This window comes from Nocardioides sp. dk884, assembly GCF_009557055.1.
Lineage (GTDB): Bacteria > Actinomycetota > Actinomycetes > Propionibacteriales > Nocardioidaceae > Nocardioides.
Map to the genome: position 1 here is coordinate 1,986,815 of NZ_CP045649.1, position 19,940 is coordinate 2,006,754.

Sequence of the window (19,940 nt, forward strand, 5' to 3'; positions counted from 1 at the left end):
TTCTGCACAGTCCCGAACGTCACGAACTACGCCGACCCGGGGTCGGGCGGGTCGTCAGCGAGTGCGGATGCCGCGAACCCGGCCCTCGAGGGAGAACGCGTCGTTGCGGCCGGACGCGTCCCAGTGCACGACCGGGCCCTTGACCCGGACGGTCCTGCTGGCACCCGCCGGCACCCGGACGTTGCCGTAGGCGCGGCCGGCCGAGTCCCGCAGCGGGACCACGGGCAGGGTGATGCGAGATCCGCGGGGTTCCCAGCTGAACCGCATCGGCAGGGCGCTGGGGTTGGTGACCCGCAGGCGTCCGGGCTTGCCCGCCACCTTGCGGACGGTGACCTTCGGGGCCGGTAGCACGGTGACGGTGACGGTCGCGGGGGTGAGTGCCGTGCGGTCGCAGGCGTAGTAGGTGAAGCGGTGTGTGCCGCTCGCCTTCGGCGCGGCGAGCACGACGGCGGCGCCGGGCTTGACGAGCGGACCGAGCGGGCCCAGGTCCTCCTCGTCGAAGCCGAGGAGGTCGGCCAGGCTGATCGAGCTCACCGAACCCATCGCGCCGAGCAGGACCCGGCGGGCCTTGGAGAGCTCGACGCGGCACACGGCCAGGTCGTCGCCGTCGGCGTCGGTGTCGTTGGCGAGGAGATCGAGGTGCTTGAGCCCGGTGGCGTAGACGGTGACCGCGTCGTCGCCGGCGACCGGGGCCGAGCTGGGCTCCGCGTGGGCGGGCGAGGACATGTTGGGCAGCATCGTGGCGGCCGCGAGGACGCCCACCGCCGCTCGGCTGACGCTGCGGACGGACTGGTGGCGCATGGGACTCCTGAGATGGGTGTTGCCGCTGTGAACCACGCCACGCTAGAGGGACCGCGCCGGCCGCGTCCTGCGTTCGACGCGGACGCGTAGGTGGACCGCGTCACAGTCGAGCGCGGCTCCTCGTCCCGGGGTCCCGGGTACCTGTTGGTGCCAAGGTCCCCGGGACGAGGTGTGGGTGTCAGCGGGTCCGGATGCCGACGACCTTGCCCCGGACGCTGAACGCGTCACGCTGGCCGGTCGCCCACCAGGACACGTGCGAGCCGGTGGCGCGCACCAGCTTGGAGGCGCCGGGGAGCACGCGGGTCTTCCGCCCGATGTCGTTGCCGCCGCGGGTGGGGGTCTCCCAGATGAAGCGCATCGGGACGGTGCTGGGGTTGGTGACCCGCAGGCGGCCGGGCTTGCCCGCCACCTTGCGGACGGTGACCTTGGGGGCCGGCAGCACGGTGACGGTGACGGTCGCCGGGGTGAGTGCCGTGCGGTCGCAGGCGTAGTAGGTGAAGCGGTGCGTGCCGCGAGCCTTCGGGCCGGCCAGCACCGCGGCGAGACCGGGCTCGCCGAAGATGCCGAGGTCCTCGTCCTCGTCGAAGCGCAACGTGTCGGCGAGGCTGATCGAACTGACCGAACCGACGGCGGCGAACAGCACCGCCCGGGCGGGGGAGAGCTCGACGCGGCACACGGCGAGGTCATCGCCGTCGGCGTCGGTGTCGTTGGCGAGCAGGTCGAGGAGCTTCGTGCCGGTCGCGTAGACGGCGACGGTGTCGTCGCTGGTGACGGGCGCGGTGTTGGGCTCCGCGTGGGCGGGCGAGGACATGTTGGGCAGCATCGTGGCGGCCGCGAGGACGCCCACCGCCGCTCGGCTGACGCTGCGGACGGACTGGTGGCGCATGGGACTCCTGAGATGGGTGTTGCCGCTGTGAACCACGCCACGCTACGGCGGTCCAGCGGCGGCGTCCGGGGATCGGGGGAGGTCCTCGGGTGCCCCGCGTCACAGGCCCGGCTGCTTCTGGCCGGTAACACCTCACGTTTGGTCCCCAACGACAACGTCAGCAGCTGATGCCCCTCACGTTTGGTCCCCAACGACCATGTTTCGGGCGTTTCCGGTGTCGTTCGTGACCAATCGTCGGGCCGCGCCAGGACAGCCGGCGAGCCGGCCGGAGACCTCGGGGGACCTGCGTCCTCAGAGGGCCTGGGAGACGCTCGACATGTTGAAGTCCGGCACCCGCAGGGCGGGGGTGGCGGTGCGCGAGAAGTAGTCCTCGCCCCATTCCCGGCTGAAGCTCGGCACCGTGGCCGAGGCGTGGGTGAAGCGGTCCAGGATGCTGATCGGGCTCTCGTTGAACCGGAAGTTGTTGACCGCGCCGGTGACCTTGCCGTCCTCGACGAGGTAGACGCCGTCGCGGGTCAGCCCGGTCAGCAGCAGGGTCTGGGTGTCGACCTCGCGGATGTACCACAGGCAGGTCAGCAGCAGGCCGCGCTCGGTGCCGGCCACCAGGTCCTCGAGGCTGCCGGTGGCCCCGTCGACGGAGAGCACCAGGTTGTCGACGGCCGGGGTGAGCGGCTGCCCGGTCATCGCCGCGGAGTGCCGGGTCTGCAGCAGCGCGGCGAGCTCGCCGTCACGGATCCACTCGGTGCGGTGCAGCGGCAGCCCGTTGTCGAAGACCGAGGACTCGTTGCCCGAGCTCGTCGCGATCACGAACGGCGCCGCCTGCAGCCCGTCGTACGCCGGGTCGGAGAGCAGGTGCACGCCGGGACGGGCGATCCGCTCGCCGATGCGGGTGCCGCCGCCGCGCCGGCTGTAGACCGACTGGCCCTCGTGCGCGACGCGGGCGCCGGCCGACCAGTAGGCGTCGATCATCAGGTCGGCGACCGCGCTCGGCGGCAGGATCGTGTCGTAGCGCCCGGCCGGGAGCTCCACGCGGCGCGAGGCCCAGTCGAGGCGCTGGGCGAGCTCGTCGTCCAGGGCGAGGGCATCCACCCCCGCGAAGTCGCGGGTGGCGCCGCCGACCCAGGCGCTGCGTGCGAGGTCCGCGCTCTTGCCGGTGACGCCGTAGTGCCCGGTCGGCTGCACATGACGCAGCCGCAGGCCGGTGCTGGAGCCGAGATAGGTGGTGGTGACCTCGTGGCTGACGAAGCCGTAGAGCACCCGCTGCGCGCCGGCCGCGCGCCCGAACGCCGTGCCGAGGGCGGGCGCGAAGGAGCCGAAGACCCCGATGTCGGTAGCGGCGGGCGCATCGTCCCAGTCGGCCGAGACCGCGTCGCCGGCCAGCGGCGCGACGTCCTCGGCAGGCGACGCCGCCCGTGCGACGGCGTCGGCGGCCCGGGCGAGGTCGGCGACCTGGGCCAACAGGGTCGCGGTGCCGGTGACCGACCCGGTCGCGGTGCCCTCCGCGGTGCGCACGAAGGAGATCACCGTGACCTCGCAGCCGCGGGTGACGCCGTTGGTGGTGAGGGTGTTGTTGGCCCAGCGCAGGTTGGCCGAGGCGGTGGTGCGCACCAGCACGACGCACTCGTCGGCGTCGGAGGTCGTCAGGGCGTGCTCGACGAAGGACTGGGGCGAGAAGGAGCTGCTCATCGGGTGCCTGCCTCGTCGGTGGTGTTGAGGATGCGGACGCCACGGAACAGGGCGCTCGGGCAGCCGTGGCTCACCGAGGCGACCTGGCCGGGCTGGGCCTTGCCGCAGTTGAACGCGCCGCCCAGGACCCAGGTCTGCGGCCCGCCGACCGCCTCCATCGACCCCCAGAAGTCGGTGGTCGTCGCCTGGTAGGCCACGTCGCGGACCTGCCCGCGCAGCTCGCCGTCGCGGATCTCGTGGAAGCGCTGGCCGGTGAACTGGAAGTTGAAGCGCTGCATGTCGATCGACCAGCTCTTGTCGCCCACGACGTAGAGCCCGCGCTCGACCCGGCTGATCAGCTCCTCCGTGCTGGGTCCGTCGGGCGCCGGCTGGAGGGAGACGTTGGCCATCCGCTGGATCGGCACGTGGCCGGGGGAGTCGGCGTAGGCGCAGCCGTTGGAGCGCCCGTCGTTGAGCTCGGGCATCGCGTGCGCCATGGCGCGGTCGAGCTGGTAGCCGACCAGCACACCGTCGCGGATCAGGTCCCACGACTGGGCCTCGACGCCCTCGTCGTCGTAGCCGATGCTGGCCAGCCCGTGCTCCACGGTGCGGTCGCCGGTCACGTTCATGACCGGGGAGCCGTACTGCAGGGTGCCGAGCAGGTCGGGGGTCGCGAACGAGGTGCCGGCATAGCTGGCCTCGTAGCCCAGCGCCCGGTCCAGCTCGGTGGCGTGGCCGATCGACTCGTGGATGGTCAGCCACAGGTTGGAGGGGTGGATGACCAGGTCGTGCTCGCCGGCGACGACCCCTGGCGCCCGCAGCTTCTCCGCGAGCAGGTCGGGCACCTCGGCGAGCTCGGCGTCCCAGTCCCAGGCGCCGGTGTCGGATCCGGGCCCGCCCGCGACGTACTCCCAGCCGCGGGCGACCGGCGGGGCGATGCTCGCCATCGAGTCGTAGGTGTCGCCGACGGTGCCCATCGCCTCGAAGCCGGGCTGCACCCGGACCCGCTGCTGGGTGGTACGGGTGCCGGCGGTGTCGGCGTAGTACTTGTTCTCGTGCACCTGCAGCAGGTACGCCGTGGCGTGGTCGACGTCGGCGCCGCCTCGCAGCCGCTCGGTCCAGTCGATCAGGACCGCCGCCTTGTCGGCGAGCGGGATGGCGAACGGGTCGATCTCGCACGGCCCGACCCAGGTGACGTCGCGATGGGTCGGCTCGGAGGCGAGCTCGACGGGGACCGGCGTCATGGTCGCGGACAGCTCGGCGACCGCGATCGCCTCGCTCGCCACGCGTACGGCCTCCTCGGGGGTCAGCACGACGCCGGAGGCGAAGCCCCAGGCGCCCCGGTGCACCACGCGCACCGCGAAGCCGAGGTCCTCGCGATCGCTGGCGCCCTGGAGCACGCCGTCGCGCACCGAGAGCACCTGGGAGCGCACCCGCTCGAAGCGGAAGTCGGCGTGGGTGGCGCCGAGGTCCCGGGCCCGCGAGAGGGCGGCCTCGCCCAGGCCGCGGTAGGGCAGGGCGGTGAAGGTCGGGTCCAGCGAGCTCTGGCCGGTCATGGCGGTGAACCTACCCGAGCCCTCACGCACGGCCCTCGGGCGATGAGTCCGGCCGGGTCGCCGGGTCACAGTGGAGGAGACCCGAGCAGCACGGAGGAGAGCGATGGATCTGCGACTGAACCCCTACCTGAGCTTCGAGGGCACGGCGGGGGAGGCGATGGAGTTCTACCGCAGCGTCTTCGGGGGCCACCTCGCACGCACGTCGTACGCCGAGGCGGGCCAGAGCGACGAGCCGGGCGAGCGCGACAAGGTGATGCACGCGATGCTCGTGACCGCGGACGGGTTCGTGCTGATGGGCGGCGACAACCCCGCGGGCCTGGAACGGATCCCCGGCAACGCCTTCGCAGTGTCGTTGAGCGGCGCCGACGAGAGCAAGCTGCGCGGCTGGTGGGAGCGCCTGAGCGGGGACGGGGCAGTGGTCATGCCGCTGACGCAGGCGCCGTGGGGCGACGCCTTCGGCATGTGCACCGACCGCTACGGCACCAGCTGGATGGTCGACATCAGCGCGCCGACGCCGGACGGCTGAGGGACAGCGAGGAGCCGCGCCGGGTCTTGCGCACCACCAGCTGCGCCGGGATCCGGTCGCGCATCTCCGAGACGTGGCTGACCACGCCGACGACGCGACCGCCGTCGCGCAGGGAGTCCAGCACGTCGAGGACGTCGTCGAGGGTGTCGGCGTCGAGGGAGCCGAAGCCCTCATCGACGAAGAGCGTGTCGAGGTCGGCGCCGCCCGCCTCCTGGGTGATCACGTCGGCCAGCCCGAGCGCGAGGGCGAGGGAGACCACGAAGGTCTCCCCGCCCGAGAGGGTCACCGGGTCGCGGGACTCACCCGACCAGTCGTCACGGACCAGCAGGCTCAGCCCGCCCCGGGTCTCGCCGGCGCCGCGGCGGGCGGTGTGCTCAAGGGTGTAGCGCTGGTCGCTCATCACGGCGAGCCGCTCGTTGGCGGCTGCGACCACCTGGCTGAGCCGGTAGGCCAGCACGTAGGCGGACAGGCGCATCTGCAGGTGGTTGTCCGGCGAGCGGCCATCGACGAAGGAGCAGAGGCGGGAGGTGAGGTCGAGGTCCTCGCGCAGCGGCGCCCAGGCGTCGAGCGCCCGACCGAGGCTCGTGGTCAGCTCGGCGAGCCGGCGCGCGCGTCCGCTCCACAGCGCCGCGTGCGACCGGGCCGTCCCGAGCGCGCCCAGCGCGGCGGCGTGGGCGGCCTCCACGACCGGCAGGTCGGGCAGTGGCGCGGCGGCCAGCGCCTCGCTGCCGGGCTCGGCGAGCACCTCCCGCACGGCGGTGCGGCGCTGGTCGTGGTGGGCCACGCGCTGCGCGAGCTCCTGGATCGCCTCGTCGCCGAGCACCGCGGCCAGCGCGTCCTCGATGCCGGAGAAGCCGGCGTCGTCCACCGCCGCGGCGAGCGCCGCGTCGGCGTCGTCGGCGGCGGCGCGCGCGGCGTCGTGCTCCTCGGCGGCGCGCAGCGCGGCGGCCAGCACCCGGACGCGGCGCTCGTGCTCGGCAGCGAGCGTGGTGAGGTCGGTGTGCTCGGTGCCGACCAGGAGCTGCTCGACGCACTGGCGGACACGCGCGGCCTCGGCGCGGCAGCCGGCGAGCTCGGCGCTGAGCGCGCTCTGCTCGGCGGCCAGGCGCGCCTGCTGCTCGGTGAGCTCGTGCAGCCGGGACTCGGCGCGCTCCAGGCGGGTGGCCAGGTCGTGGGCGCGCTCGGCGGCGCGCTGCGCGGCGGCGAGGCGGCTGCGGGTCTCGTCCAGCTCGGTGGCCAGCACGGCCTCGTCGCCCTCACCGGCACGCTCGCGGGCGAGCTCGCGGAGCGTGGTCAGCTCGCGCACCTTCTCGGCGCGCAGGTGCTCCTCGGACTTGGCGTCGTCGACCACCCGCTGCGCCTCGCGCTCGACGGCCGCGTCGATCGCGTCGGCGCCGCGCGCGGCCTTGCGGGGGTGGTCCTCGGACCCGCACACCGGGCAGCAGTCGCCCACGGCCAGCGCGGCGGCGATCTCCCCGGCCATCCCCTCCAGCCGGGCCTCGCGCAGGTCGAGCCACTCCTCGCGGCGGCTGGCGAGCGTGGCGCGGGCGGTCTCGAGCTCGGCGCGGGCGCTCTCGAGCTGCGGGGCGAGCTCCCCGAGCTGGCGGTGTGCGGTCCATCGCTGCTCGAGGGTGGCGACGGCAGCACCCAGGGTGCCGACCTCGGCGGCGCTGGCGCGGGCCGTGTCGAGGTCGGTACGCAGCGTGGTCACGACGTCCGGGAGCGCGCCCGCCTCCTCGCGCAGGGCAGCGGCGCGGGCGGCGAGCGTGCGGTCGCGCCCGGCCAGCTCCTCGACGCGAGCCGTGAGCGTGCTCAGGCGGCGCTCGTCGGGCATCGCCGCGCGCACCTGCGCGGCGGCGTCGAGCGCGCTGGCGTGGGCCGCGGCGATGTCGTCGCGACCCGCCACCAGCAGCCCGAGCGCGGCCGCGGCGTCGTCGAGGGCGGCGTCCGCAGCCAGTGCGGTGCGTGCGCGGGCAGCCGCGGCGCTGCGGGCGACGCGGTGCACCGGCGCCACCGTGGCCGCCCGTCGGGCCCGGCCGAGGCGGTCGACGTCGGCGGCGTGGTCGGCGGCCGCCGCGTCCAAGGTGCGCAGCTCGGCCGCGGCCGCGTCGAGACGGCGCCGGCGCTCGAGCAGCGAGCGGGCGTCGTCGAGCGCGCGGCGCGCCGCCTGCTCGGCACCGGCAGCTGCCTCGGCGGCCACGTCGGCCTGCGTGCGGGCGAGCACGGCGTCGTCGGTGAGCCGCTGGGCCCAGGCCCGCACCGACCCGTCGCCGGCGGGGACGGTGAGGTCGCGCGGGTCCCAGTCGGCCGGCGGGTGCGCGTCGGTGGCCTCGCTGACCCGGCTGACCAGGTCGGCGACGTCCTGGTGGGCGGCCTCGCAGGACCGCGACAGGGAGCGGCGGCGCTCGCGCAGCCACCCCTCGACCTGTTCGAAGCGGCCGGTGCGGAAGAGTCGCTGGAGCAGCTGGTGACGCTCCTCCGAGCGCGCCCGCAGGAAGGACTGGAACCGACCCTGCGGCAGCATCGCCACCTGGGTGAACTGGGTGAGGTTCATGCCGAGCAGACCGGACACCAGGTGCCCGGTCTCGTCGAGGCGGGTGGAGAGGGTGACCCACTCGCCGTCGACCCGCTCGGCGATCACGACCGAGGCCTGCTCGGTGGTGGTGCCGGTGCCCCGCTTCTTGGGCCGCTCCCAGGCGGGGGAGCGGCTGAGCCGGAAGCGGCGGCCGGCGAGGCTGGTCTCGAGCACGACGCGCGGCGCCACACCGGGGGCGGCGTGGTCGGAGCGCAGCCGGCGCGCGGAGCCGCGGTCGCCGGGCACGTCGCCGTACAGCGCGAAGCAGACGGCGTCGAGGACGCTGGTCTTGCCCGCGCCGGTGGGGCCGGAGAGCAGGAACAGCCCGGCCTCGGAGAGCTCGTCGAAGTCGACGGTCACGGTGTCGGCGAACGGCCCGAAGGCGGTGACCTCGAGGGTGTGCAGCCGCATCAGTCTGCCGCCACCGGGTCGAGGTCGGTGTCCTCGCAGCAGGAGTCGACGGCCTCGCGCAGCAGCGCCGCCTCGGCCTCCGACGGCGGCGTGCCGCGCAGCTGGGTGACGAACTCGCGGGCGATCGCGTGGTCCGAGCGGCTGCTCGGGCGCTGGGTGGGCAGCATGCCGATGCCGGTCGGGGTGGCCTCGAAGCCCAGCACGAGGGTGTGCGGGAAGCGCTGGCGCAACCGCTCCATCGCCCGGACCGGGCGCACCTCGTCGCTCAGCGTGACCTGGAGCCAGGAGCCCTCGTGCCGTGCCAGCGACGGGTCGAGCAGCAGCTGCTCGAGCTCGCCGCGGAGCCTGGCCAGCGGGCGCGGGACGGGCGCGTCGATGAACTCCGCGCGGACCGTGCCGTCCCGATCGAGGTCGACCAGCCAGCTGCCCTTGTGGTGGGTGGCCTCGGAGAAGGAGTAGGCGAGCGGCGACCCGCTGTAGCGGACCCGGTCGTGGAGGGTGTGCCGGCCGTGCAGGTGACCGAGGGCGACGTAGTCGATGCCGTCGAAGACCGAGGTCGGCACGAGCGAGACGCCGCCGACGCTGATGTCGCGCTCGGAGTCGCTGGGCTCGGCGCCGGCGACGAAGGCGTGGGCGAGGACCACCGACCGGGTGCCCGGGCGGTCGCCGAGGTCGACGCGCACCCGGCGCATCGCCTCGGTGAGCGCGGCCTCGTGGGAGCGGCCCGGCAGCCCCCAGGGCTCGCGGACGGCGTCGGGGTCGAGATAGGGCAGGCCATAGACCGCCACGGGCCCGTGCTCGTCCTCGAGCAGGACCGGCGTGCCCACGCCCGCGGGGTCGGTGCGGATGAAGACGCCTGCGGCGTCGATGAGCCGCGAGCTGAACCCGAGGCGCTGCGCGGAGTCGTGGTTGCCGCTGGTCAGCACCACCCGGGCGCGGGAGGCGGCCAGGCGCGCGAGCGTCTCGTCGGCCAGGCGAACGGCGTCGACGGCCGGCAGCGCGCGGTCGTAGATGTCGCCGGCCACCACCACCAGGTCGACCCGCTCGGCGGCGACCACCTCGAGCAGGTGGTCGACGAACAGGGCCTGGTGATCCAGCATCCCCTCACGGTGGAACGACCGGCCGAGGTGCCAGTCCGAGGTGTGGAGGATCCGCATGTCCGGCACGGTAGTCGGGGGCGCCGACAGTCCGGCGTCAGCCACGCCGAGCGCTCCCGGTGGCGCTCGCTACCCTCGAGGAGAGCCTCGTGAAGTCGTTCACAAAGGGCCCGCCCAGGTTGAGTAGCCGACGCGGCGTCGATATGTTGTCGACATGGTGTCGAATCAATGTCAGGGGCGGCGGTAGCCGTGTTCCTCGCCCTTCGTGAGCTTGTCTTCGCACGCGGCCGCTTCGCCCTGATGGGCGTGGTCGTCGCCTTGATCGCGATCCTGATGGTGCTGCTCAGCGGCCTGACGGTCGGCCTGGTCAACGACGGGGTCTCGGGGCTCCAACGCCTCCCGGTGACCTCGCTGGCCTTCCAGGACGGGGTCTCCAAGGACGCCGCCTTCTCCCGCAGCGTGGTCTCCACCGACGCGGTCGAGACCTGGCGCGAGCAGCCCGGGGTCGCCGAGGCCGAGCCGTTCGGCAACACGCTCGTCAACGCCCGCAACCAGGACGGCGTGGAGATCGACCTGGCGCTGTTCGGCGTCGAGCAGGGCTCCTTCCTCGACCCCGAGGTGGCCGAGGGCTCCCCGATCGCGGGGGAGGGCGAGGTCGTCGTCAGCGCGACCGCGGCCGAGGAGGGTGTCGCCGTGGGCGACACGATCACGCTCGAGCCCTCCGGCTACGAGCTGCGGGTCGTGGGGGTGCTCGCCGACCAGCACACCTACGGCCACGTCGACATCGGCTACCTGCCGCTGCGCACCTGGCAGGAGGTCAAGGCCGGCGTGCGCGACGGCGACGTCGTCCCCGACCGGGTGTACGACGAGATCACCGCCGTCGCGGTCCGCGGTGAGGACGGCGCCGAGGTCGACCTGGCCGCCGGGGACGACGCGGCGGGCACCGAGTCGATGACGCGCGAGGAGTCCTACGGCGCCTCGCCCGGCTACACCGCCGAGACCTCCACCCTCCAGCTGGTGCAGGGCTTCCTCTACGCGATCTCCGCGCTCGTGGTGGGCGCCTTCTTCACGGTGCTGACCGTGCAGCGCAAGCAGGAGATCTCGGTGCTGCGGGCCATGGGCGCCAGCACGGCGTACCTCTTGCGCGACAGCCTGGTGCAGTCCTTCGTCCTGCTCACCGTGTCCGCCGGCGTCGGGGTCGCGCTCGGCGTCGCGGCCGGCGCCGGACTCGCCTCCACGCCGATGCCCTTCGCCCTCGAGGCCGCACCGATCGCCGGCGCCACCGCGCTGCTGGTCGGGCTCGGCGTCGTCGGTGCCGCGGTGGCCGTCGTGCGCATCACCCGAGTCGACCCGCTGAGTGCCCTGGGAGGCAGCCGATGACCGCCGTACTGTCCCTGTCCGATGTCACGCTGCTGCACGGAGACGGCGAGGAGACCGTGACGGCCCTCGACCACGTGGACCTCGAGGTCGCCGCGGGCGAGCTGGTCGCCGTCGTGGGTCCCTCCGGGGCCGGCAAGTCCAGTCTGCTCGCCGTCGCGGGGGCGCTCACCCGCCCCACCTCGGGCGCGGTGCGGCTCGGCGACGTCGATCTCACGACCGCGAGCGCGCGCGACCTGACCCGCACCCGGCGCGAGCGGATCGGCTTCGTGTTCCAGAGCGGCAACCTGATCCCCGCCCTGACCAGCGTGGACCAGCTGCGGCTGCCGCTGACCTTCGGTCCGGTGCGCGACCCGCGGGACCCGCACGAGCTGCTGGCCGCGGTCGGGATGGAGCACAAGGCGAACCGCCGCCCGCACCAGCTCTCCGGCGGCGAGCGCCAGCGGGTGGGGATCGCACGGGCGCTCGTCACCCGTCCGCAGGTGCTGCTGGTCGACGAGCCGACCGCGGCCCTCGACCGGCAGCGCAGCCAGGAGGTGCTCGGCCTGCTGGCCAGCGAGACCCACGAGCACGGGGTGGCCACGATCGTGGTGACCCACGATCACGACGTCCTGCACCACTGCGACCGGGTCCTGGAGATGATCGACGGGCGCCTCGGGCAGGTTAGTCTCACGGCGCCCTGACGACCGCCCGACCGAGGAACCACCGTGCCGCGCATCGAGGCCCCCACCGTGGCCGAGCACCACGCCCGGCAGCGCCGTGCCCTGCTGGACGCCGCCCGCGACCTGCTCGCGGAGGCGCCGGAGGTGCCGTCGATGGCGGCGGTCGGGCGTCGCGCCGGGCTCGCCCGCTCCAGCGTCTACCAGTACTTCGGCTCCGCCCAGGACCTGCTCGCCGCCCTCGTCGCCGACCTCTTCCCCGAGTGGGGCGCCCGGATCGCGGACCGGGTGACCGCGGCCTCGAGCCCCGCCGAGCGGGTGTGGGCGTACGTCGAGGCGAACCTCGAGCTGTTCGCCAGCTCCGACCAGGCGGTGGCCCGGGCGCTGACCCGCGTGGTCGAGCCGCACGTGCTGGCCGGGCCGATGAAGGAGTTCCACGCCCGGCTGCAGGTGCCCCTGCGCGAGGCGCTGACCGAGTTCGGGGAGCCGGAGCCGGAGGCGATGGCCGAGCACATCGACTCCCTCATCGTGCAGGCCTCGCGTGCGGCGGACCGCCCCGCGGCGGATGGCGACGCGGCGCAGGAGGCCGCCCGGGCGCGGCTGCGCCGCCTCCTGGGCCCCTACCTCGAGCTGCCGCTGCCGCCGTCGTCGTGAGACCGGGCCCCCTCCCGACATCCCATCCCGATATCCCACCCCCACCACCACCGGAGAAGACATGGACACCGTCCGTCTCGTGCTGCTGACCATCCACCTGCTGGGCTTCGCCGTGCTGTTCGGCGGCCTGATCGTGCAGGCCAAGGAGCCCACCAAGCGGATCACCTCGTGGGTGCGTGACGGCGCGGGCACGGCGTTCGTCGCCGGCCTGCTGCTCGTCGGCGTGCTCGAGGGCCTCGACGCCGACGTCAACCACACCAAGATCGCCGTCAAGCTCGGCCTCGGCCTGGTGATCCTGGTCCTGGCGCTGGTGAACATGCGCAAGGCCGCCATCAGCACCGGCCTGTGGGCCGCGCTGCTCGTGCTCACCATCGTGACCACCGTGGTGGCGGTCTTCTGGTCCACCCCGCACAAGGTCGCCGACGAGGAGACCGTCGCGGCGCCGGTGGTGCTGGTCCAGCGCTGAGCGCACCTCAGCAGTAGCGCACCGTACGGCGGGCGCCGGTGAACCCGTAGAGGGCCAGACCGGCGTCCGCCGCCAGCTGTACGGCGAGGCTCGTGGGCGCCCCGACGGCGACGAGTGCCCCGGCGCCCGCGGCCACCGCCTTCTGCACCAGCTCGAACCCGGCCCGCCCGCTGACCACCAGGCAGGCCTGCGTCGGCGACTCGCCGGCCAGCACCCGCGCCCCGGTGACCTTGTCCAGCGCGTTGTGGCGCCCGACGTCCTCGCGCACGACGAGCACCTGGCCGTCCGCGTCGACCAGCGCCGCGGCGTGCACGCCGCCGGTGCGCGAGAACAGCGACTGGTGCTCGCGCAGCCGGTCCGGCAGCGCGCGCACGGTCTGCGGGCTCGGCAGCGGGCCGGACCAGCGCGCGGCCGCGGACGGGTGCTCCAGCACGTCGCCGATGCTGTCCTTGCCGCACACCCCGCAGGCCGAGGAGCCCGACGAGGACGCGTCGTGGCGGTGGCCGACCTCGCGCAGCGGCGGCCCGGCGAGGGTGACGGTGACGACGTTGAACTCCTGCTCGGGCGCCAGCGTGACGTCCGTGCAGTAGGCGACGGTCGCGATCCCGTCCACGCCCGTCAGCCCCTCGTGGACCAGCCACCCGGCGGCGAGCTCGAAGTCGTGGCCCGGGGTGCGCATGGTCACCCAGGCGCGCCGCGCCTCCGCCCCCGGCCAGGCCAGCCGGATCTCCAGCGGCTCCTCGGTGGCCAGCCGGTCCTCGCGGCGACGCTCGCCGTCCTCTGCGAACTCGTGGACACGGGTGCGGACCGAGGGCCCGGGCCGGCGTGCGCGCCCGCTCATGCGCCGTACCTCGCGCGGACCGTGAGGCGGCGCGCCAGCAGGTCGGTGACGTCGGCCAGGCGGCGGCGCACCGTGGGGTCCAGCGCCTCGTCGGCCAGCCGTTCGCGGGCCCGGTCCAGCGTCTCCTGGCTCAGCGCGGTCGCGGGGAAGAACGCCTCGACGGCGGTGCCGCGCACCCAGCCCTGGTGGACCTCCGCGACGGTGTCCAGGGCGGCGAAGTAGCGCTCGACGTACGGCGCGGTGAGGTCCTCCTGGCCGGGCTGCCACAGGCCGGTCCCGGCCGCCTCGAGGTCGTAGTTGGGCACGCTGACCTCGCCGGTGAACCGCGCCCAGGCCCACGCCTTGGCCTCCGGCTCCGGGAGCGAGGCACGCGCCCGGGAGTGCTCGACCCGGGCCTGCGCGGTCGGGTCGTCGGCCAGCGCGGCGTCGAGCTCGGCGGCGTCGCACGCGCCGAGCACGGCCAGGCGGACCAGCACCCGCCAGCGCAGGTCCTGGTCGATCTCGATGCCCTCCGGCGGAGAGGCGAGCCAGCCGCGCAGCGCGTCTGGGTCGGTGGCGGTGGCGATCGCGAGCCGGAAGGCGGAGTGCTGGTGCTCGGCGCCGGCGGGCTCCGCGGCGACCCGCGCGAGCGCGGCGCGGTGCACCCGCTCACGGGACCCGTCGGGGGCCAGGGGGAGCAGCGTCTGCAGCAGCCAGGGCATGGTGCGGCGAGGCACCGCGCGGACCGGGGTGTCCTCGAGGTCCTCGACCGGTGGCGCGGCGACCGCGACGTCCACGACCCGTGCGGGGTCGAGCACGCCGTGGTCGTGGGCCATCCGCAGCTGGTTCCAGGTCGCGGCGCGCTGCAGGTCGTCGCGCAGCGCGGGCAGGTCCTCGACCAGCGCCTCGACGGTGGCGGCGTCGGGGAGCACCAGCGCCCAGGTCTGCTCGTGGGGGTCGAGCACGACCGGGGCGGTGCCCACCTCGACGGGCGTCTCGGCCACGTCCAGCACGAGCGGGCGGGTGCGCCAGCCGGCCTCCTCGCGCACCGCGATGCCGAGCGTGTGGGTGCGCTCGACCTGCTGGCCGGCCGGGGGCGTGCGGCGTACGACGCCCGCCGCGCGGTCCAGGGTGATCGTGTCGGCGCCCGAGGTGCGCAGCCAGGCGCCGGTGAACGCCGACAGGTCGCCAGCGCCCGCCCGCTCCCAGGCGGCGAACAGGTCGTGCATGGTGGCGTTGGCGAACTCGTGGCGGCGCATGTGCTCGACCACCCCGCCGAGGAAGACCTCGTCGCCGAGGCGGGTGTTGAGCTGGCGCAGGATGCTGGCTCCCTTGGCGTAGGAGATCCCGTCGAAGTCCTGCAGCGCGGCCAGCGCGTCGACGGCACCGTTCCCGGCGACCGGGTGGGTGTTCGGCCCGAGGTCGGCGCCCAGCCCCCAGCAGCGGCGCAGGTAGGAGTTGTCCACCCAGGCGTCGGCGTACTCGGTGGCGTCGGCGACGACCCGGGTGCCGGCGTACTCGGCGAAGGACTCGTTGAGCCACAGGTCGTCCCACCAGCGGGGGGTGACCAGGTTGCCGAACCACTGGTGGGCGAGCTCGTGGGCGATGGTCGTGGCCCGCACGATCCGCGCGCCGCGGCTGAGCCGGGTCGAGGAGAGCATCTGGTCGCGCAGCGTCACGCAGCCCGGGTTCTCCATCGCACCGGCGTTGAACTCCGGCACGAACGCCTGGTGGTAGTCGCCGAAGGCGTAGCGGATCCCGAACAGCCGGTGCAGCTCATCGAGGCTGGCCCGGGTGACCGCGAGCAGGTCCTCGGCGTCGGCTTCCAGCGCCCCGGCCAGGCTGGCGCGCGAGCTGAGCCCCAGCGCGATGCCGTCGTGCTCGTCGCGGATCACGTGGTAGGGCCCGGCCACGACCGTCACGAAGTACGTCGACAGCGGCGGCGTCGGCCCGATGCGCCACAGCCCGGGCTCCGGCTGGGTGGCCGGGGCGTTGCCGACGACCACCCAGTCGCGCGGCGCGCGCACCGTGAACGTGTACGGCGCCTTGAGGTCGGGCTGGTCGAAGCAGGCGAAGATGCTGGGCGCGGCGTCCATGAACGACATGCCGTAGACGTAGTGGCGCCCGTCGGCGGGGTCGACGCTGCGGTGCAGGCCCTCGCCGTCGTTGCGGAAGGCCATCACCGCGTCGACGACCAGCTCGTTGGCCCCCGGCACCGTGTCGAGGGGCAGCCGTCCGCCGACCAGGTCGTCGGCGTCCAGCGGCGTGCCGTTGAGGAGCAGCGAGCGCACCCGGCGCGGCTTGAGGTCGACGAACGTCGCGCCGCCCGCGCTGGTGAAGCGCAGGGTGGTGCGCGAGGCGAAGGTCTCCACGTCGGAGGCGAGGTCGAGCTCCACGTCGCAGGAGTCGACCCGGAGCAGCGCGGCGCGGGCCTCGGCCTCGGTGCGCTGGAGGCTGCGCGGCGCGGTGTGCTGAAGATCGGGGAACGGTGAGGTCACTTCGCCAGACTAGGCAACCCTGCCGAGTCCGGGGACCTAGCATCGCGCCGGCAACCTCTTCGTGGTCCAGCGCGTCTGAGGGGGCATGGACGAACACACGTCCCCATCACTCGGAGGAACCTCATGACACGTTCGACCTTCCGCCCTCGCAGGGGGCTCGTGGCAGGCGTCGCCGCCTCGGGCCTGCTGCTCGGCGCCGCCGCGGTCGGCGTGGGCCCCTCGCCCGCAGCCGCCGCGCCTCCCGGGTGCGACCAGCCGTTCCCGACCGCTGAGCTCACCCGCGGGCAGGTCCTCTCCGGCCTGACCGTGGTCCAGGGCACCGAGCCGGTCGCCTTCGAGGGCACCGTGATCGGGGTGCTCGACGACGGCATCTCCGCCGGTCTCGACATGATCATGGTCGACGTCGAGGTGCCCGACATCGAGCTGCCCGGCGGTGGCCAGGCCAACGGCATCTGGCAGGGCATGTCCGGCTCGCCGCTGTACGCCGCCGACGGGCGCGTCGTCGGCGCGATCTCCTACGGCATGGCGTGGGGGTCCAGCCCGGTGGCCGGGGTGACGCCGTTCGCGGAGATGGAGGAGTTCTTGGAGGCCGACCCGGCCCCGCGGCTCCCCGTGCCGCCGGCGATGGCACGCGCGATCGCCGCCAGCACCGACCTCACCGTCGCGCAGGCCGGTCGCGGGATGCGTGAGCTCACCGTGCCGATGGGCGTGTCCGGGGTCTCCCAGCGCACCCTCGACATGCTGGCGGCCAAGGCCGAGGCGCTCGCCAAGCGCGGCATCAAGCGGCCCTACCTGAAGTCCGCCAGCTATCGGCTCGCTCGCTCGACGGCCGCGCCCGCCGACGCCAGCGCGATCAAGCCCGGCGGCAACCTCGCCACCACCGCGTCGTACGGCGACGTGATCATGGGCGGCGTCGGCACCGTGACCTCGGTGTGCGGCGACCGGGTGGTCGGGTTCGGGCACCCGGCGTACTCCCTGGGCGCCACGTCGCTCGGCCTGCACCCCGCGGACGCGGTCTACGTGCAGCCCGACCCGGCCGGGGTGCCGTTCAAGCTCGCCAACATCTCCGCCCCCGTCGGCACCATCAACGACGACCGCCGCACCGCGATCGCCGGTCGCCTCGGCGCACTGCCGGACGCGATCGCGCTCACCAGCGCGCTGGCGCTGGACGGGGAGACGCTGACCGGGCGGACCGAGGTCTACGTCGACGACGCCGCCGCCGACGCGGTGTACTACCAGTTCTCCGCCGCCCACGAGCGCCTGCTCGACAACGACCCGATGGGCTCGGAGCTGCTGACCTGGACGATCACCGGCACCGACGCGGCCGGGGCGCCGTTCACGCTGCGCCTCACCGACCGCTTCGCGGGCCCGGATGCCCTGTGGGAGGCGACGTACGGCGTGGCCGACTTCGCCTGGGGCCTGAGCCGGCTCGAGGGCGTGGAGATGCGCAGCATCGACCTGCGGGCCGACCTCAGCCGTGACGCGCGCACCCTCGACATCGCCCGCGTCGAGCAGCACCGCAACGGCTCCTGGACGACCGTCAACAACAAGACCCCGATCCAGGCGCGCGCCGGGCGCACCATCAAGCTCCGCCTCGTGATGACCGCTCCGGGCGGTACCAAGCGCTACCACCGGGTCAGCTTCGCCGCCCCGGCCGCCAAGTACCGCTCCGCCACCCGCGTCTCGGTGACCTCGGGCAGCAACCAGTGGAACAGCACGTCGTTCAAGAACCTCGCCGGGGCGAAGAAGCTCATCGCCACGACGCTGCGCAACGACCAGGTCCGCGTGCAGTACGGCACCTCCGACAAGGTGCAGTACGCCGGGGACTACTACGGCGAGGAGATGTACTACCGCGCCGAGGCCAAGCGGCCGAAGTCCTTCCTGCGCACCCGGGTCTCCGCGCCGTACGACCGGGTGGTCACCGGCGCCGCCAACATCAAGGTGAAGATCCTCAAGTAGCACCCACTCACACCACGACGGCGGGCGGGAGCGCGGCTCCCGCCCGCCGTACCCTGCTAGGCATGGGTGCGCAGGACGTGACAGAGCCGAGCGAGATCGCCGCACGCGCCGAGAAGGACCGGCTGCTCGCCCTCGTGCGGGACTCGGTGATCGGCGAGGACCTCTTGATGAGCACGCCCTACGGGCGTCGGCGGGTGACCTACGCCGACTACACCGCCTCGGGCCGGGCGCTGTCGTTCATCGAGGACTTCGTACGCCGCGAGGTGCTGCCCGGCTATGCCAACACCCACACCGAGTCCAGCGGCACCGGCCTGCAGACCTCGCGGCTGCGTGAGGAGGCGCGCGCGATCATCCGCGAGGCGGTCGGCGGCGACGAGGACACCGTCGTGCTGTTCACCGGCTCCGGCGCCACCGGCGCGATCGCCAAGCTCGTCGGGGTCCTGGGGCTGCGGCTGCCCTCGGTGCTCGAGGACCGCCACCACCTGCAGCGCCACATCCCGCCCGAGGAGCGCCCGGTCGTCTTCGTCGGGCCCTACGAGCACCACTCCAACGAGCTGCCGTGGCGCGAGTCGGTCGCCGACGTCGTGGTGATCCGCGAGGACGCCGACGGTCAGGTCGACCTCGACGACCTGCGCGCCCGCCTGGTCGAGCACGCCGACCGCCCGCTGCGCATCGGCTCCTTCTCCGCGGCCTCCAACGTCACCGGGATCATGTCCGACGTGGCCGGCATCGCGACCGTGCTGCACGAGCACGGCGCGCTCAGCCTGTGGGACTACGCCGCCGCGGCGCCGTACGTCGAGATCGCGATGGGCCCCAGCGACCCGGCGCGCCCGCTGTCCTACAAGGACGCGGTGTTCATCTCCCCGCACAAGTTCGTCGGCGGACCGCAGACGCCGGGCGTGCTGGTCGCGCGCCGCGAGCTCTTCGCCAACCGGGTGCCGGACGTCCCGGGCGGCGGCACCGTCGCCTACGTCAACACCGACGACCACCGCTTCCTCGACGACCCCACCCACCGCGAGGAGGGCGGCACCCCGGCGATCGTCGAGGCGATCCGCGCCGGGCTGGTCTTCCAGCTCAAGCAGGCGGTCGGGGTGGACACGATCCGCGCCCAGGAGGAGCGCCACCTGGCCCGTGCCGTCGAGGCGTGGCGGGCCGAGCCGGGGCTGGAGCTGCTCGGAAACCTCGAGGCCGAGCGGCTCTCGATCGTGTCGTTCGTGGTGCGCTCGCCCACCGGGCGCTACCTGCACCACAACTACGTGGTCGCGCTGCTCAACGACCTGTTCGGCATCCAGGCCCGCGGCGGCTGCTCGTGCGCGGGCCCCTACGGCCACCGGCTGCTCGGCATCGACATCGAGCGCTCCCACGAGTTCGAGCGCGAGATCACCGGCGGCTGCGAGGGCATCAAGCCCGGCTGGGTGCGCGTGAACTTCAACTACTTCGTGCCCGACGCCGTCGCGCAGTACGTCGTCGACGCGGTGCGGATGATCGCCCGCGACGGTTGGCGGCTGTTCGGCGACTACTCCTTCGAGCCCGCCACCGGTCTGTGGCGCCACCGCGCCGGCGTCGTCGACCCGCCGCTGTCGCTCCACGACGTGTCGTACGCCGGCGGCCGGGTGCACCTGCCCGAGCACACCGCCACCGGGGGAGTGGAGCTGCTCGAGGAGCACCTGCGCGACGCCGCCCGGATCCTCGGCGAGCGCCCCGGCCCCGACCTCACCACCCACCCCGGCAACGTGAGCACCGACTTCGAGCACCTGCGCTGGTTCGACCTCCCGGCGGAGTGCGTGGCGGTCGACGCGGCTGAGTGAGTCAGGCCGCGTGCGGGTCGCGCACATCGACTAACGGCCGTTGGGCCAGCGAACTTTAGGTAGGGACGAAGAACATTCCGCCTGACGGGGGTCAGAAGGTGCACAGTGCCGTCACTACGCAACGTTGAGCGCGCCCTGGGCCAAGGCCTGGGTCCTGACCAAGGAGCAGCTGTGATGAGGGG

Annotated in this window: 15 protein-coding genes; 7 read left to right on the forward strand and 8 right to left on the reverse strand. The window is 73.9% G+C overall.

Annotated elements, in window-relative coordinates; translation table 11 throughout:
* Window positions 1-54: 54 nt before the first annotated feature.
* From GFH29_RS09630 to GFH29_RS09645, 4 genes are all read right to left on the reverse strand, one after another.
* A complete protein-coding gene (locus GFH29_RS09630) occupies window positions 55-801 on the reverse strand; it encodes an Ig-like domain-containing protein (RefSeq protein WP_153323154.1) in 747 nt (248 codons plus the stop codon).
* A gap of 178 nt (window positions 802-979) precedes the next feature.
* Window positions 980-1,687, reverse strand: coding sequence for an Ig-like domain-containing protein (locus GFH29_RS09635; protein ID WP_153323156.1), 708 nt, complete (start codon window positions 1,685-1,687; stop codon window positions 980-982).
* 291 nt (window positions 1,688-1,978) lie between these two features.
* Window positions 1,979-3,373 (reverse strand): metallopeptidase TldD-related protein, encoded by a 1,395-nt coding sequence (locus GFH29_RS09640; protein ID WP_153323158.1) that lies wholly within the window; start codon window positions 3,371-3,373, stop codon window positions 1,979-1,981.
* Window positions 3,370-4,908: a TldD/PmbA family protein gene (locus GFH29_RS09645; RefSeq protein ID WP_153323160.1), complete on the reverse strand. Its 1,539-nt coding sequence runs from the start codon at window positions 4,906-4,908 to the stop codon at window positions 3,370-3,372. Before GFH29_RS09645 ends, GFH29_RS09640 begins: the two co-directional genes overlap by 4 nt.
* Window positions 4,909-5,011: 103 nt before the next feature.
* Between GFH29_RS09645 and GFH29_RS09650 the strand changes: the two genes are divergently transcribed.
* Window positions 5,012-5,434, forward strand: coding sequence for a VOC family protein (locus tag GFH29_RS09650; protein ID WP_153323162.1), 423 nt, complete (start codon window positions 5,012-5,014; stop codon window positions 5,432-5,434).
* On the opposite strand, the gene GFH29_RS09655 is transcribed toward GFH29_RS09650, so the two are convergent.
* Complete coding sequence (locus tag GFH29_RS09655) at window positions 5,409-8,420, reverse strand: AAA family ATPase (protein ID WP_153323164.1); 3,012 nt, start codon at window positions 8,418-8,420, stop codon at window positions 5,409-5,411. The genes GFH29_RS09650 and GFH29_RS09655 overlap by 26 nt on opposite strands.
* On the reverse strand, window positions 8,420-9,577 hold the full coding sequence (locus GFH29_RS09660) for an exonuclease SbcCD subunit D (RefSeq protein ID WP_153323166.1): 1,158 nt from the start codon (window positions 9,575-9,577) through the stop codon (window positions 8,420-8,422). Before GFH29_RS09660 ends, GFH29_RS09655 begins: the two co-directional genes overlap by 1 nt.
* 189 nt (window positions 9,578-9,766) lie before the next feature.
* On the opposite strand from GFH29_RS09660, the gene GFH29_RS09665 reads away from it, so the two are divergent.
* From GFH29_RS09665 to GFH29_RS09680, 4 genes are all read left to right on the forward strand, one after another.
* Complete coding sequence (locus GFH29_RS09665; protein ID WP_153323168.1) at window positions 9,767-10,897, forward strand: ABC transporter permease; 1,131 nt, start codon at window positions 9,767-9,769, stop codon at window positions 10,895-10,897.
* The gene (locus GFH29_RS09670) at window positions 10,894-11,577 is read left to right on the forward strand and encodes an ABC transporter ATP-binding protein (RefSeq protein WP_153323170.1); all 684 of its coding nucleotides are present in this window, start codon (window positions 10,894-10,896) and stop codon (window positions 11,575-11,577) included. Before GFH29_RS09665 ends, GFH29_RS09670 begins: the two co-directional genes overlap by 4 nt.
* A gap of 24 nt (window positions 11,578-11,601) precedes the next feature.
* Window positions 11,602-12,207, forward strand: coding sequence for a TetR/AcrR family transcriptional regulator (locus GFH29_RS09675; protein ID WP_153323172.1), 606 nt, complete (start codon window positions 11,602-11,604; stop codon window positions 12,205-12,207).
* A 61-nt stretch (window positions 12,208-12,268) separates the two neighbouring features.
* Window positions 12,269-12,673 (forward strand): hypothetical protein, encoded by a 405-nt coding sequence (locus tag GFH29_RS09680; RefSeq protein WP_153323174.1) that lies wholly within the window; start codon window positions 12,269-12,271, stop codon window positions 12,671-12,673.
* 7 nt (window positions 12,674-12,680) lie between these two features.
* Here GFH29_RS09680 and GFH29_RS09685 read toward each other — a convergent pair whose 3' ends face one another.
* Together GFH29_RS09685 and pepN are read right to left on the reverse strand one after the other, a co-directional pair.
* Window positions 12,681-13,514 carry a formate dehydrogenase accessory sulfurtransferase FdhD gene (locus tag GFH29_RS09685; RefSeq protein ID WP_153323176.1) on the reverse strand — a complete coding sequence of 278 codons (834 nt, stop codon included), beginning with the start codon at window positions 13,512-13,514 and terminating at the stop codon, window positions 12,681-12,683.
* On the reverse strand, window positions 13,511-15,991 hold the full coding sequence (pepN, locus tag GFH29_RS09690) for an aminopeptidase N (RefSeq protein WP_153323178.1): 2,481 nt from the start codon (window positions 15,989-15,991) through the stop codon (window positions 13,511-13,513). Before pepN ends, GFH29_RS09685 begins: the two co-directional genes overlap by 4 nt.
* Window positions 15,992-16,114: 123 nt before the next feature.
* Here pepN and GFH29_RS09695 point away from each other — a divergent pair, with 123 nt between their 5' ends.
* Both GFH29_RS09695 and GFH29_RS09700 read left to right on the forward strand, forming a co-directional pair.
* Window positions 16,115-17,950, forward strand: a complete 1,836-nt coding sequence (locus GFH29_RS09695) for a hypothetical protein (protein ID WP_153323180.1) — start codon at window positions 16,115-16,117, stop codon at window positions 17,948-17,950.
* A gap of 62 nt (window positions 17,951-18,012) precedes the next feature.
* Window positions 18,013-19,758 (forward strand): aminotransferase class V-fold PLP-dependent enzyme, encoded by a 1,746-nt coding sequence (locus GFH29_RS09700; protein ID WP_153323182.1) that lies wholly within the window; start codon window positions 18,013-18,015, stop codon window positions 19,756-19,758.
* Window positions 19,759-19,940 lie beyond the last annotated feature (182 nt).